This window comes from Campylobacter concisus (assembly GCF_902460665.1).
Classification (GTDB): domain Bacteria; phylum Campylobacterota; class Campylobacteria; order Campylobacterales; family Campylobacteraceae; genus Campylobacter_A; species Campylobacter_A concisus_AL.
Map to the genome: position 1 here is coordinate 349079 of NZ_CABPUR010000001.1, position 14695 is coordinate 363773.

At 37.9% G+C, this 14695-nt stretch carries 13 protein-coding genes; 12 read left to right on the plus strand and 1 reads right to left on the minus strand.

The features are described from left to right. The first annotated feature begins 64 nt into the window (after positions 1-64). The 7 genes from murC (at position 65) to F3G66_RS01845 (ending at position 8091) form a co-directional block, all read left to right on the plus strand. Positions 65-1372, plus strand: a complete 1308-nt coding sequence (gene murC / locus F3G66_RS01815; RefSeq protein ID WP_103612873.1) for a UDP-N-acetylmuramate--L-alanine ligase — start codon at positions 65-67, stop codon at positions 1370-1372. Beyond that, a complete protein-coding gene (locus F3G66_RS01820) occupies positions 1372-1689 on the plus strand; it encodes a hypothetical protein (protein WP_103599448.1) in 318 nt (105 codons plus the stop codon). The genes murC and F3G66_RS01820 overlap by 1 nt, the downstream gene beginning before the upstream one ends. After that, positions 1683-2027: a hypothetical protein gene (locus F3G66_RS01825; RefSeq protein ID WP_149706955.1), complete on the plus strand. Its 345-nt coding sequence runs from the start codon at positions 1683-1685 to the stop codon at positions 2025-2027. Before F3G66_RS01820 ends, F3G66_RS01825 begins: the two co-directional genes overlap by 7 nt. Continuing rightward, on the plus strand, positions 2024-4228 hold the full coding sequence (locus F3G66_RS01830) for an endonuclease MutS2 (protein ID WP_149706956.1): 2205 nt from the start codon (positions 2024-2026) through the stop codon (positions 4226-4228). Before F3G66_RS01825 ends, F3G66_RS01830 begins: the two co-directional genes overlap by 4 nt. 75 nt (positions 4229-4303) lie before the next feature. Then, positions 4304-6217 (plus strand): EAL domain-containing protein, encoded by a 1914-nt coding sequence (locus F3G66_RS01835; protein ID WP_021090518.1) that lies wholly within the window; start codon positions 4304-4306, stop codon positions 6215-6217. 8 nt (positions 6218-6225) lie between these two features. Then, positions 6226-7314 carry a succinyl-diaminopimelate desuccinylase gene (gene dapE, locus F3G66_RS01840; RefSeq protein WP_149706957.1) on the plus strand — a complete coding sequence of 363 codons (1089 nt, stop codon included), beginning with the start codon at positions 6226-6228 and terminating at the stop codon, positions 7312-7314. A gap of 477 nt (positions 7315-7791) precedes the next feature. Further along, complete coding sequence (locus tag F3G66_RS01845; RefSeq protein WP_223154187.1) at positions 7792-8091, plus strand: ribosomal maturation YjgA family protein; 300 nt, start codon at positions 7792-7794, stop codon at positions 8089-8091. Positions 8092-8169: 78 nt separating this feature from the next. On the opposite strand, the gene polA is transcribed toward F3G66_RS01845, so the two are convergent. After that, the gene (polA, locus tag F3G66_RS01850) at positions 8170-10806 is read right to left on the minus strand and encodes a DNA polymerase I (protein ID WP_149706959.1); all 2637 of its coding nucleotides are present in this window, start codon (positions 10804-10806) and stop codon (positions 8170-8172) included. A 119-nt stretch (positions 10807-10925) separates the two neighbouring features. Between polA and F3G66_RS01855 the strand changes: the two genes are divergently transcribed. The 5 genes from F3G66_RS01855 (at position 10926) to F3G66_RS01875 (ending at position 14596) form a co-directional block, all read left to right on the plus strand. Further along, positions 10926-11969 (plus strand): glycosyltransferase family 4 protein, encoded by a 1044-nt coding sequence (locus tag F3G66_RS01855; RefSeq protein WP_149706960.1) that lies wholly within the window; start codon positions 10926-10928, stop codon positions 11967-11969. After that, complete coding sequence (gene waaF, locus F3G66_RS01860; RefSeq protein WP_149706961.1) at positions 11966-12910, plus strand: lipopolysaccharide heptosyltransferase II; 945 nt, start codon at positions 11966-11968, stop codon at positions 12908-12910. The genes F3G66_RS01855 and waaF overlap by 4 nt, the downstream gene beginning before the upstream one ends. 136 nt (positions 12911-13046) lie before the next feature. Further along, a complete protein-coding gene (gene exbB / locus F3G66_RS01865) occupies positions 13047-13475 on the plus strand; it encodes a TonB-system energizer ExbB (protein ID WP_021090579.1) in 429 nt (142 codons plus the stop codon). After that, positions 13462-13845: a TonB system transport protein ExbD gene (exbD, locus tag F3G66_RS01870; RefSeq protein ID WP_072593836.1), complete on the plus strand. Its 384-nt coding sequence runs from the start codon at positions 13462-13464 to the stop codon at positions 13843-13845. The genes exbB and exbD overlap by 14 nt, the downstream gene beginning before the upstream one ends. A gap of 61 nt (positions 13846-13906) precedes the next feature. After that, positions 13907-14596 (plus strand): energy transducer TonB, encoded by a 690-nt coding sequence (locus tag F3G66_RS01875; protein WP_223154188.1) that lies wholly within the window; start codon positions 13907-13909, stop codon positions 14594-14596. The last annotated feature ends 99 nt before the right edge of the window (positions 14597-14695 follow it).

Below are 14695 nucleotides of genomic sequence, written 5' to 3' on the forward strand. Positions count from 1 at the left end.
TTAGTAGTTTTTGTTAAAATCACGAAAAACTTAAGGATAAAATTTGCAAGAGCTAAACAACGAGATCAAAAAAGTCCATTTCATCGGCATCGGCGGCATCGGCATCTCAGCCATCGCTAGATTTTTACACGAAAAAGGCCACAAGATAAGCGGTAGTGACATCAAGGAGAGCAAAACGACGCTTGAGCTTCAAAATGAAGGCATCGAAGTCATCACGCCACACTGCAAAGAGGCGATAAAAGACCAAGACTTTGTGGTCTACTCGGCCGCGATAAAAGAGGATAACATCGAGCTAGTGGAGGCCAGGAGAAAGGGCATAAAGTGCTTTTCTAGAAAAGAAATTTTGCCTTATGTGCTTGAGGATAAGTGCGTCTTTGCAGTTGCTGGCGCGCACGGCAAGAGTACAACCTCTGCGATGTTAGCAAGCCTCATTGAGGGCTCAGTGATCATTGGCGCCATCTCAAAGCAGTTTGGCTCAAATATGCGCTACGCTAAAAGCGACAACGTCGTATTTGAAGCCGATGAGAGCGACTCAAGCTTTCTAAACTCAAACCCATATCTAGCTATCGTCACAAACGCGGAACCAGAGCACATGGAGCACTATGATTATGATCTAGCTAAATTTTACGCAGCCTACAAGGGCTTTTTGGAGCGCGCGAAAGTTAGGGTGATAAACGCTGAGGATGAGTTTTTAAGCACTCTTAAGCTTGATGCGATCAGACTTTATCCAAGCAGTGATATCACAGAGCTTACGATGGTTGTAAGAGACTATCAGCCATACACCAGCTTTAACCTTAAAAATTTAGGCAAATTTGAAGCCTTTGGCATGGGCGAGCACATCGCCATAGACGCATCTTTGGCTATTCTAGCCGCGATGCACGAGACGCCGCTTAAAGACATAAGAGAAAATTTACTAAATTTTAAAGGCATCAAAAAGCGTTTTGACATACTTAGCGCAAACAAAAATTTCGTCCTAATCGACGACTACGCGCACCATCCAACCGAGATAAAAGCGACGCTAAAATCAGTCTTTGAATACGCCAAAATTTTAGGTATTAAGAGCGTCACAGCGATATTTCAGCCACACCGCTACACAAGACTTAGCACAAATTTACCTGGCTTTAAAGAGTGCTTTAAGGGCGTTGATGAGCTTGTTATCTTGCCAGTTTATGCAGCAGGTGAAAATCCGATCGAAGTTGATATGAAGAGCGAATTTAGCGAGTATAACCCGATCTTTACAGACAAGGTCGAGAGGGTTGAAGAGGGGATAGAATTTACAGATGAATTTGGCGTGAAAAACCGCCTAAGTGACGGCATCGTAGTTGGCTTTGGAGCGGGCGATATCAGCGTGCAACTAAGAGGCGGCTACTAATGGATCTAAGTAGCTTCAAGCCCCAAGATGAAAATGAAATTTTAAAAGAGATAAAAGAAAAAGAGCTTAGTGAAGAAGAAATTTCAAGCCTTATAAATTTAGGTAAAAAAGATATCTTGATCGCGCTTGCAAGGTCACAAAAGCTAAGTAGCGCCCAGATAAAAGATATGCTGCCAAATGCCCCCTATCTAGCTGTTTGCTTGCTAGTTGAAAAGCAAGATATCAGCGAGGTTAGGGCTGAAATTTTAGAAAAGATCAAGCCTCATGCTGAGCTTTACAAAGAGCTCATCGCAAAGTATAAAGGCGTGAAATGGTAAGAAATTTGATAATAATCGCCGGCGTGATGCTGCTTTTTGGAGCGATCTGGGCGATAAAAGATGAAAAGATCAGCAAAGGCGTTAAAGCGCTCGTTAGCGCAGTGCTTGTAGCGATCCTTGTTTGTGTCTATTTTTACGAAGAGAATTTATCAAAAAATGAGGACGCCATCTCAAAGCTAGTTAGCGATTTTAAGCAGGGCAAAACACTAAAATGTGGCGAATACAACGTAAGCGCTGAGAAATTTAACTACGAATTTGGCACGGCTTCATTTTTGGCTAAAAGAGAATTTAGCGAGCTCTCAGGCGTCATCGTGCCTATAAAAAGTTGCGAGCAATGACTGAAGAGATATTTTTAAAGCTCGATCTGGGCGAGTATCTGGATAAATTTAACTCCTTTTTAGCAAGGCAAAAACCGCTATTTTTACAAGGCGACAGCAAAATCCATTTTGAAAACATTAGTGAGCTTTCAAAGTATGATTTTAAGGCACCTGACGAGATAAAAGAGCTTGATGACGCGCTTATGAGACTTAGCAAGCAAGCAGTGCTTCACATCAGCGAAATTTATGAGTTTGCAAAGATCATTAAGTATTTTTCATATCTAAAAAAGCAAAAATTTGAAGGCAGGCTTGGCGAGTGGATCGCAAAGGTCGAAATCCCCGAAGCGATGAGCCAGATGGCAAACAGCTTTGATGAAAACGGCGAGTTTAGCGACAGTGTGGACGAGAGATTTTCTGCGATAAAGCAGGCATTTAGCGAGAAAAAGCGCCAGATCGACGCTGAACTTAAAAAGCTCGTCTACTCAAAGCACATCACGCCCTATCTAGTCGATACCCAGACGCACTACATCAACTCGCAAGAGGCACTTTTGGTGCGTGGTGGCTTTAATCACGCCTTAAAAGGCACCGTGATCGCTAGAAGCTCAGGCGGCTACTTCTACGTCGCACCTGCAAGCACTGAGCGCCTAAAAAAGGAGCAAAGCGAGCTGCTTGATAGAAAAGAGGAGATCATTTTTGAGCACTGCAAAAAATTTAGCCTGCAGATGAGCAAGAGCCTACTCTTTTTGAAATTTATAAATAACGCTTTTGATCAGTTTGACGCATATCAAGCGCGTGTAAATTTGGCTAGATCGCGTGACTATGAGTTTGTTTTACCAAACAGCTCGCATGTTATCAAGCTTGAGAAATTTGCCCATCCAGCGCTAAAAAACCCAAAAAGCGTGAGTGTGGATTTTAGTAAAAAAGTGCTTTTAATAACCGGCGTAAATGCTGGCGGTAAGTCGATGCTTTTAAAATCGATCATCTCAGCCACGCTGCTTGCAAAGTATCTGCTGCCTATGCGTATCGACGCAAACCGCTCAAGCATCGGCTCTTTTAAAGAATTTGACGCGATCATAGAAGATCCGCAAAGTGTGAAAAACGACATCTCAACCTTTGCTGGCAGGATGGTGCATTTTGCAAAGCTTTTTACTAAAAAATCGATCATCATCGGCATTGACGAGATCGAGCTTGGCACAGATTTTGAAGAGGCTGCGAGCTTGTATGGTGTTATGATAGAGCGACTCATCACTCAAGATATCAAAATGATCATCACGACCCACCACAAGCGCCTTGCGATGTTGCTAGCTAAAAATCCAGAGGTTGAGCTAGTGGCGGCACTTTACGACGAGGTGGCACAAAGACCTAAATTTGAGTTTTTAAAGGGCACGATCGGTAAGTCTTACGCCTTTGAAACGGCGGCAAGATACGGCATATCTCAAAATTTAGTGGCGCAGGCAAAGAAAATTTACGGCGAAGATAAAGAGAATTTAAATGAGATCATCACAAAGACGCTAAATTTACAAACCAAGCTTGATGAGGGGATAAAAGAGGTTGCAGCAAAAGAGGAGCGACTGGAGCGCTTGCTTGAGGAGCAAAAAGAGCTAAAAGAGAAAAATGAGATCAAGCTAAATGCGACTATTTCGCGCCTTGAAAAAGAGTATTATGAAGCGATAAATGCGGCAAAAGCTGTTATAAATTTCAAGGATATTAAAGACAAGCAAAGGGCGCTAAACGTGGCAAATGAGAAAAAAGCTGCCATCGTTAAGCCTAAAAAAACTGAACGCGAGAGCCTAAAAGTAGGCGATAGAGTGAAGTATGAAAATATCAAAGGCACGGTTTTAAGCATCTCTAAAAACGATGCGATGATCGAGTCAAATGGTATAAATTTACGCGTGCCACTAGAGCTTTTAAGAAAAAATGGCAACGAAGTGGTGCTACCTAAAAAAGGCGGTGTAAGTTTAAGCGTAGATAAGCCAAAAACGGCTTCGCTCTCGCTTGATCTGCACGGCATGAGAGCTGACGAGGCGATAGCAAAGCTTGATAAATTTATCTCAGATAGTCTTGTTATGGGGTTTGATGAGGTTAGCGTATTTCACGGCATCGGTACTGGCAAGCTTGCCTTTGCAGTTAAAAATTTCTTAAAAGAGCATCCAAGCGTGAAAGAGTTTTTTGATGCACCGGCAAATCAAGGCGGATATGGAGCTAAAATAGTCAGGCTTTAACTTATTCCTAAAAGTTAAAATTTATTTTAAGGTTGATATAATCAGGGCAAGTACACAAAATAAGGGAAGTAACTTTTGAGTAACAAGGACGAGCAAACGGGTAAAAATCTAAACATCACTAAAACGATTATAGGTTTAGTGTTTGTTTTGGGAAGTATTTTTTTAGTCGAAAACCTGGCAGTTTTTTATTTTAAATTTAATAATGCTTCTGCTGAAAATGGTTTTAATCTTCGAAAGAAAGTTGATTATTTGACATATCAATATGTTGATTATTTCAAAAATGTCAGCAAATATGATGTCGCAAATTTCCAATCTTATATTAACGATAGTGCTATGGGTGATGTTCTTTTATTAAAGGATGATAATAAAAATGGATACAAGGTCGTAGCGTCTTCAGATAAAAGAATAATAAATCAAGAGTTTAACGACAAAAGCTGTGGAAATATCTTTGCTCATAATTTCCAAAAAGATTATTTTTGGGCAAAAATTTTGCCAGAAAACGCTGCTCAAGTTTGTATGTTTGTACCGGTTGGAGAATATATATTAGGCTTTAAAGGAAAGGTCGATCAACGTATTACCGGTACGCATGATGAGTACTTTTTTGAGTGGCTTTTAAACAATATGGCTTTAACATTTATCTTAAGCTTCGTTGGTGCAATAGTTGCTTTGTCTACTTGTATATGGTACGCAGTCAAGTATATAAAAGAAAAAAATAACTATAACGCATTAAAAACAGATACTAAAAAACAGATAGAAGAGCTTGGAGAAAAGCTTTATATCGATCCGATGACTGGACTTTTAAATAAAACAGCATTGGTGCGTGATATTAATAGCTATGAAAATCCTAAAGTAGTGCTTATAGATATTGACGATTTTGGCAAGATGAATGACTTTTACGGTAAATTTGCATGTGACCAGATTTTGGTAAAGATGGCTGATTTGATCAGTGAATTTGCCAAAGATGAGAATATGAAGGCTTACTGTATAGAAGCAGATAGGTTTGCTCTGGTAGAAGATAGCGATAGCTTTATCGATAGATATGAAGATATGGTTGAAGATTTGATAGAAATTTTTAAAGGTCGTATGCTAAGTATAGTTGATGAAGATGGTAGAGAGATAGAAGGTATTGAGATACATAGCACGATAGGCTTTGCTCTTGATAGTGACCAAACACTAAGAAAAGCGACAATAGCATTAAAAACAGCAAAAGAGCAAGATAAAGACTATGTTTGCTATTTTAAAGGACTAAATCAAAAAGAGGAATATGCAACTCAAATAGAACGCTCTAAACTGATACAATACGCCACTATAAATAACAATATTGTTCCTTATTTTCAGCCAATAGTTAATGACCAAAAGGTACCTGTAAAATACGAATGCTTGATAAGGCTTTTGGATAGAGGTGATGTTATATCACCAAATGTCTTTTTAGATATCTCAAAGCGTATTAAGCGTTATGCTGATCTTGAGAAACAACTCATTGTAAAGTGTTTTAAGCAGCTTGTAGAGGATAAGAATTTAGTACTTTCTATAAATTTAAGCAGTAGAGATATGATCGATGGTGATGTTAGCTCACTTGTTTTAAATTTATTAAACAAGCACAATGTTGCCGGCAGAGTAGTATTTGAGATCGTTGAAGATGAAGAGCTTAAAAATTTAGAGAGAGTTTCAAATTTTATTGAGCGTGTAAAAAGCATGGGTGCAAAGATCGCTATCGATGATTTTGGCTCAGGATATTCAAATTTTTCTTACATTATAAAGATCAAGCCTGACTACGTGAAGATCGATGGCTCTATTATAAAAGATATAGACATAAATAAAGATTCACACTCTATCGCAAGTGCGATCGTGGCATTTGCAAAAGACCTTGGTATAAAAACTATTGCTGAATATGTGCATTCAAAAGAGATATTTGAAATCTGTAAAGAGATCGGTGTAGATGAGTTCCAGGGCTTTTATTTTGGTGCACCAGAGCGTGCTGGTTCATAAGGTACTTAGTGGTAATTAGCTTTTTAAAAGAGCTTTTAAGCTTTCGCTCTATCACACCTAATGATGCTGGAAGCTTAGAATTTATCGCTAGATTTTTGCCTGATTTTGAGGCGAAATTTATAGAAAAAAATGGCACCAAAAATATCATACTTTCTAAAATTTATGGTGATGGCGAGCATCTAGCTTTTGCTGGACACATTGATGTCGTACCTCCAGGTGAGGGCTGGGATAGCGAGCCATTTACCCCGCTAGAAAAAGATGGCTACATCTACGCAAGAGGCACACAGGATATGAAAAGTGGCGTGGCTGCCTTTGTTTGCGCTGCTAAAGATGCGAAATTTGATGGGAAGCTAAGCCTCATATTAACAAGCGACGAAGAGGGCGATGGCACATATGGTACGCCTTTAGCACTTGAATATTTACGCGAAATAAATGATTTGCCAAAATTTTGCGTAGTGGCTGAGCCAACTTGCGATAAAGAATTTGGCGATAGCATAAAAGTTGGCAGACGTGGCTCGATAAATGGCAAGATCGTGATAAAGGGCATTCAAGGGCACGTAGCATATCCTGAAAAGTGCGTAAATCCGGTAAATTTGATAGCTCCACTTTTAAGTAAGATAGCTGATCATGATATGGACGGCGGAAGCGAGTTTTTTAGCCCAAGCAAGATCGTGGTAACTGATATTAGAGGCGGCATGCAAGTTTGTAATGTCACTCCAAGTGAGCTTAGCATAATGTTTAATGTTAGAAACTCAAATTTAACTGACGTAAATGACGTCGAGAGCTATCTTAGAGACGTTTTAGATGGGCTTGATTACGAGCTTAGTATAAAGCAAAGCTCAAAGAGATTTTTAACGAATAAAGATAGCAAAATTGTAAAAAATTTAATGGCATCTGTCATAAAGATCACCGGCATTACACCACTTTTAAACACAAAAGGCGGCACGAGCGATGCAAGGCACTTTGCTGAATTTGGTGTAGATGCGATAGAATTTGGCGTAATAAACGACCGCATACACGCCAAAAACGAACGAGTTAGCGTTGGTGAAATAAATAAACTTTATGAAGTTTTTAAAGATTTGATAGAAAAATTTTAATCCATAAATTTCATTATTTTTAAACCAAAAAGTTATTAAGTGTCTAAAAATATTTTCAAAAGCCATTTTGATTGATATTTTTGTCAAAGAATTTTAAAAATAAGAAATTTTCTTTATTTGGCAATATTGCTATTATCTATTACAATTTATGAAATAGCCGGGTTTTGGCCATTTCAAGTAAAACCTAATGGAATGCTCTTTTTAACGAGTACAAGATGAAAGTTATAAATACGTTTGTGGGCGAAAAATATATCCAGCACAATCCTAGCTTTAAAAATGGTATGGATATAATTTCTAATTTGTAAAAAAGTAAAATTTCAAATAAATAAAAAAATGCAAGTAAAACGAAAAATATACAAGTCTTTTCAATACGAGAAAAAGAGACATAGCTTGCGAGCTAGATTGTCCTTTTTGCTCGTAGCAGTCGTGATTTTGGCAATCGAAATTTTTATCGCAACTTTTGTTAAAGGTGGCTTTGTGCGTCATTATTTGGGTGATGTGCTAGTTACGGTGATGCTTTACGCATTTGGACGAGCTATATTTAAAACTGCACCAAAAATTTTAGTATTTGAAATATTTGCTTTCTCGCTATTTATAGAAATTTTACAATACTTTAAAGTACTTGAAATTTTAGATATTCATAATTTAATAATACGCATAGTCTTTGGCGGAACATTTGACGTTAGTGATATCGTATGTTACGCGTTGGGCTGCTTGCTGGCTTATTTGACTGATGCCATTTGCTTTCTGCAAAAGTATAAAAGTCCAAAGATATAGTGATAAACTACAACTTTATTTTTTTTAAGTATAAAGAAGGAGCTAATCATATTAAAAACTCCAGTAAAATTTATCTATCTATTTTAGCTCGCCCCAGTTTTTAGCGATATTTAACGATGTTTTAAGCGGTACATTTAGCGTGTAAATTTCCTCCATTGTCTTTTGCGTCGCCCTGCCAAATTCCTGTGCAAACTCGTCTTTTACTTCAAAGATCAGCTCATCGTGGATCTGAAGCAACATTTTTGCATTTTCATCTAAATTTGCTCTAACTTTTACCATCGCCATCTTAACTAGATCTGCTGCTGAGCCTTGAAAGACCGTATTTACCGCTTCGCGCTCAAACATAGCTATTTGCATAGGTGTGGCACTTTTAAAGTCAAAGTAGCGCCTTCTGCCAAGTAGCGTCTGCACAAAGCCATCATTTTTAGCTGAAATTTTTATGCTTTCTAAAAACTCTTTGATCGTTTCAAACGCCTTAAAATAGCGCTCTATATACTCTTTTGCCTCGGCCCTTGTGATATTTACTTGATTTGCCAGCTTGCTTGAGCCCATGCCGTAAATGAGTCCAAAATTTATACTCTTTGCCACGGCTCTATTTTGCCCATCGCTGCTACCAAATATGCTAATAGCCGTCCTTGCGTGGATGTCCTCGTCATTTTTAAACGCCTCAAGAAGCGCAGGATCTTGACTAAAGTGAGCTAGCAGTCTAAGCTCGATCTGGCTGTAGTCAAGCCCCACAAAACTATATCCCTCACGCGCCTCAAAGCACTCTCTAACGTCCTTTGCGAGACTGCCACGAGCTGGGATATTTTGTAAATTTGGATTTTTACTTGAAAGCCTGCCAGTACTCGTGCCAGTTTGCAAAAAGCTCGTATAAATTCGCGAGCCCTCATCCTTTTTCGCAAGTGCTAAAAGTGGCTCGCAGTAGGTGCTTTGCAGTTTATATAGCTCTCTGTAAGCTAAAATTTTCTCAATCACTGGATGAGCGTCTATGAGCTCAGCAAGCACGCTCTCATCGGTGCTATATCCTGTTTTTGTCTTCTTTTTGGTTGGGAGTTTTAGATGCTCAAAAAGTATGACGCCAAGCTGTTTTACGGAGTTTATGTTGAAATTTTCGCCGCTTAGCTCGTAAATTTCACTTGTTAGCGCCTTTAATTTGGTGTCGTTTTCAAGGATGAGCTTTTGCATTTTGGCTTCATTTATCTTGATGCCGTTTTGCTCCATGTCAAAGAGCGTGAGGATAAAAGGAAACTCGTGCGTATCGGCAAGGGCTAGTAAATTTTTATCAAGTGTATTTAAAAAAGTTTTATAAAATTTAAGCGTTATCCAAGCGTCCTCACTCGCGTATTTGGCGGCATTTTCTAGTGGCACATCGCCAAATGTCTGTCCCTTTTTGACCACATCTTCAAATTTGATCGTGTCGTAGTCATAAAGCCTTTTTGCCAGCGCGTCCATGCCGACACTTGAGTTTGGATCGCTAAGCCACGCAAGGATCATTGTGTCTTTAAAATTTGCTGGAGGGTTGAGCCCAAGGTTGTTTTTCACGATTTCAAAGTCATACTTTAAATTTTGCCCGATCACGCAGCCTTTATAAATTTGCCCTACCGCCCAAGTAGCAAAATTTAGACTAATTTGCTGCGGCACACCAAGGTAGTTGTGAGCCACTGGCACGTAGTAGGCGTCCTCGTCGTTAAAACAAAAGCTAAATCCAACGATCTTTGCGTTCCTGCTATCAACGCCTGTGGTCTCGGTGTCAAAGGCGACGATGGTCTCTGGTGTGATGCCTGATAAGAGCTTTTCAATGCTAGCCTCATCAAGGAGTAAATTTGCTCTAAAGCCAAGCTTAAATTCAGCATTTTCCTCTTTTTGCAAGCTCTTAAGAAGCCTATTTAGATCGTACTCTTTTAAAATTTCTGAGATATTTATCAAAGGATTTTGCTCTGGAAATTTAGAATGCTCAAGATCAAATGAACTAACTGCGTCATCAAATAGAGTGGCTAGCTTTTTGCTCAAAAATGCTTCTTCTTTTGCAGCTGCTAGCATATTTTTAGTGCGCTCGTTTCTAAGAAGGGCTAAATTTTCATAAATACCCTCTAGGCTGCCATACTCAGCCAAAAGCTTTTTAGCCCCCACTGCGCCGATGCCTTTTACACCTGGGATGTTGTCCGAGCTGTCTCCTGCGATGGCTAGAAAGTCCCTTACCTGTGCCGGATAAACTCCATACTTTTCAAAGCAGCTTGCACTATCATGATCAATCTTGCTTTGCGGGCTGTAGATACTCACTTTGCCGTCTTCTATGAGTTGGTAAAGGTCTTTATCATGCGTGACTATTCGCACAAATATATCTTTATCCTTGCAAAATTTAACCGCACTTGCGATGATGTCATCGGCCTCGTAGCCCTCGCGGCTAAGGCTGTAAAGTCCCATTTTTTCTATCATATCTATGCAAACTGGAAGCTGCTCTTTGAGCTGAGCTGGTGGCTCGCTCCTGTTTGCTTTGTAATCACCTAAAATTTCGTGACGTAAGGTCTTGCCTTTGCTGTCAAGTGCGAAGATGAGATAGTCACTTTGGTATTCATCCTTGAGGCTTGCTATAAAATTTGCAAAGCCACTAATCATACCGCTTGGCTTGCCCTCGCGGTTTTTAAGTCCGCTCATGGCGTAGTAGAGCCTAAAAAAGAAGCCAAAAGTGTCAATAATCGTAAGTGTTTTCATTTTTATCCTTTGTGTAATTTTATGAAATTTAGGCAAAAAATAGGCTGATTTATAAAAATTTTTGATATTATGGCGGACATTACAAATAAAAAATCACAAGAATAAAAAGCTTTGAGGTCATGAAAAAAATAGTTTTTTTACGTATCAATCCAAATGCAGTCGGTGGTGCCGAACGCTATTTAAGAAGGCTTACCAAAGCCCTAAAAGACGTAGGTATAGACACATCTATACGCTCATATCTAGGAGAAGCTAAAATCTCATCATGGAAAAAGGCTTTGAGATTTAACGCACAGGTAAAACGCCAGAAACAAAGCGATGAGGTATATTTTAGCTTGGAGCGAGTAAGCTGTGCAGATATTTATAGAGCAGGGGACGGAGTCCATAAAATTTATCGTGCCACAAAGCCATTTTGGTGGGTTAATCCTCTAAATTTTATCTATCCATATTTAGAAAAACGTTGCTTTAAAAATTCTAAAAAGATAATCGCAAATTCAAACTACATAAAAGAGCAAATCATTTCAGCTTACGGTGTCGATGAGTCAAAAATCGTTACCATTTACAACGGTATAAATTTGCCACAAAAGGTAGAAAAAGGAGAAGCAAAACTTAGCGTATGTGAAGAATTTGGACTCGATTACAATTTACCAATTGTGCTTTTTGTCGGAAATGGCTTTAAAAGAAAAGGAGCAAAGGACTTTTTGCTTCTTGTCTCAAGGCTAAAAACGCCAGTAAATGCGCTAATAGTAGGCAAAGATAAAAATTTAAATTCATATAAGAAGCTAGCAAAAAAGCTAAAGATAAATGCATTTTTTACAGGTGAGCAAAAAATGACTGCAAAATTTTATGAAGCAAGTGATATTTTTATATTTCCAACACACTATGAGCCATTTTCAAATGTCGTTTTAGAGGCGCTTAGCTTTAAAAACATTGTCTTTACAACGGCTCAAAATGGAGCAGCTGAAATTTTAGAAAATCGTTTTATTATGCGTGAACCAAATGATGAAAGTATACTGGAGCTAGTGGAGCAGGTGCTTAATGATAATGACATGATGAGAGAGCTGCAAGAGAAGTCATTTTTACTTTCGCAAAAATTTAGTATAGAAGAAAATGCAAGCAAAACTCTTGAAATCATAAATGAAGTGCTAAATTTGGAGCAAAAGTGAGAGTTTTTATAGAGCTTCCAACTTGGCTTGGTGATGCTGTGATGGCGAGTGCGGCGATAGAAAATTTAAGTAAAAATGCTAAAAATATTGTATTTTTTGGCTCTTATGTGGCCTGTGAGCTTTACAAATCACACCCAAAGTGTGAAAAAGTAGTCATTGACGATAGTAAAAAGCAAAACTCAAGATATTTAAGCCTTATAAAAACGGCTAGAAAGCTTGGAAAATTTGATATTGCTATTAGTTTTAGAAGCTCATTTGCTAGTAAATTCTTGCTATTTTTTCTAAAAGCAACGCAAAGATTTTGCTTTAAAAAGAGTAGCGAGAGCTTGCATCAGGTGCAGAAATATCTAAATTTTATAGAGCAAAGCCTGAATTTAAAAGAAATTTCAAACGAACTAAAAATTTACTATGAAGCTAAAAAAAGTGAGCAAAAGCTCCTCGTGCTAAATCCAGGTGCTAGCTACGGAAGTGCCAAAAGGTGGTATCCGCACTATTTTGCAGAGGTTGCACTGCACTTTAAGGATGAATTTTATGTAAAGATCACTGGCTCGAAAGCCGAGCTTGAAATTTGCAATGAGATCGAGCAAATGCTTTTGCAAAATGGTATGAAATGTGAAAATTTGGCTGGAAAAACAAGTATAAAAGAGCTTTGCGAGGTCATAGGTTCTATAAAAAATGGCATCTTTTTGACAAACGATAGTGGCCCTATGCATATCGCAGCTGCCTATAAAGTGCCACTTGTGGCTCTTTTTGGACCGACTAAATTTAAAGAGACTAGCCCATGGAAAGATGAGAGTGCAAAGATAATGCATTTAAATTTAGATTGTATGCCATGTATGAAGCGAGTGTGTCCTATAAAAACACATGCCTGCATGAAGGAGCTTACGCCAAAAATAGTTATTGCTGAAATAGAGCTGCTAAGAAAAAAATTAAATTTTTGAAATTCTAAACATAATTAAATATATACATACAAAATTAAAAATTTTTAGTTTTTATTTGATTACATTTTTACTAAACATTTGACATTGGTTATCAATATAGCTATAATCACGCAAAAATTTTTACTAAGAAGGTATTATGGAGCTAATTAAACATCACATTGATCATGTAATTATTGCGATTTTAGGCATTATGAGTTTTTTTGTACTTTGGTATACGATTGAGCGTATCATTTTTTACTCACGCGTTGATATAAAAGGCTATAAAAGTATCGAAGCGCTTGAAGAAGCACTAACCAAAAATTTAACCACACTTTACATTATCTACTCAAATGCACCATATGTAGGACTTCTTGGTACAGTTGCTGGAATTATGATCACATTTTATGATATGGGTATGGCAGGCGGAATCGATACTAAAAGTATAATGGTCGGTCTCTCTCTTGCACTAAAAGCAACTGCTTTTGGACTACTTGTGGCGATACCAACTTTGATGATTTACAATGGTTTTGTCAGAAAAGTAGATGTAATGCTAAATAGATATAAGGCTGAAAATGCGTCTAAATAAAAAAGATGGGTTAAATATTGTCCCATTTATTGATATTATGCTTGTTTTGCTCGCCATCGTACTTAGTATTTCGACTTTTATTGCTCAAGGTAAGATAGCTATTGATCTTCCAAGTGCAAACAGTGCTGAGCAAAGCAAAGAGGACGATAAAAAGGTAAGCGTAGTAATTGATAAGGATAATAAATTTTTTATAGATGATGTAGAAATTTCTGAGAACGAACTCAAAGATAAGCTAAATGCAGTTGATATAAAGACATTGATCGAACTAAAAAGCGATAAAAATTCGAAATTTGATAGCTTCGTCAAAGTAATTGATATATTAAAAGAGAAGGGCCACGAAAATTTTGCAATCCAAACAATCTCTGAATAAAATTTCAAATTACAGCGGCTTAGCTGTTTCGCTTGTAGTGCATGGAGTAGCAGTATATTTTTTGCTTTCACATAATTTTGATGAGATAAAAATAGGTGAGCAAAAACCGATAAAAATAGCTCTTAATTCATTTACTCCAGTGCCACAAGTCTCAGCACCTCAAATAGCGGAGCAAATGCTTATCCCAGAGCCAACTCCACCAACTCCACCGCCACCACCAGAGCCACCAAAACCTGAGCCAAAGCCAGAACCAAAACCTGAACCTAAAAAGGTGGAGAAATCAAAGCGTGAAATAAAAAAGGTAGAGCCTAAAAAAGAGAAAAAAATAGAGCCCAAGCCTGAACCGGTAATTGCTCAGCCAGTGCAGCCTATTGTACCGCCAGCTAGTGTAAATACAAATTTGCCAGCCAATAACAAGTCTATCGCTGCAGCTCCAGTTCAAAATGTAACATCTGAGCTAAATTTATCAAATTCACAAGGTGATGAAGATTTTACGAAGGTTATAATCGCAGTTAAGAGGCATAAAAGTTACCCAAATAATGCTAGACGTATGAAGCATCAAGGTGTTGTAGAAGTTAGGTTTTTACTTAAACAAGACGGCAGTATAGATGAACTTAAAGTTAGTAAAAGCTCTGGTTTTGAGTCGCTTGATAATGGTGCTTTAGAAAATATTCAAAGAGCAAGTTCTGAGTTTCCAAAGCCTAAACAAGATCGTTATCTGCGATTTCCTATTTCATATACACTAAAATAAATTACAAGCTTATTTAAGCTCGTAATTTATTATTTGCTTTGTAGAATTTCTTTTATATTTCAAGTCAAAATAGAAAAACATAACTTATTTTATTTAAAA

What these genes read in the sequence shown, in the direction of transcription:
- F3G66_RS01820 (WP_103599448.1), top strand. Translation starts at nt 1,372, where the DNA reads ATGGATCTAAGTAGCTTCAAGCCCCAAGATGAAAATGAAATTTTAAAA.
- F3G66_RS01825 (WP_149706955.1), top strand. Translation starts at nt 1,683, where the DNA reads ATGGTAAGAAATTTGATAATAATCGCCGGCGTGATGCTGCTTTTTGGA.
- F3G66_RS01830 (WP_149706956.1), top strand. Translation starts at nt 2,024, where the DNA reads ATGACTGAAGAGATATTTTTAAAGCTCGATCTGGGCGAGTATCTGGAT.
- polA (WP_149706959.1), bottom strand. Translation starts at nt 10,806, where the DNA reads ATGAAAACACTTACGATTATTGACACTTTTGGCTTCTTTTTTAGGCTC.
- F3G66_RS01855 (WP_149706960.1), top strand. Translation starts at nt 10,926, where the DNA reads ATGAAAAAAATAGTTTTTTTACGTATCAATCCAAATGCAGTCGGTGGT.
- exbB (WP_021090579.1), top strand. Translation starts at nt 13,047, where the DNA reads ATGGAGCTAATTAAACATCACATTGATCATGTAATTATTGCGATTTTA.
- exbD (WP_072593836.1), top strand. Translation starts at nt 13,462, where the DNA reads ATGCGTCTAAATAAAAAAGATGGGTTAAATATTGTCCCATTTATTGAT.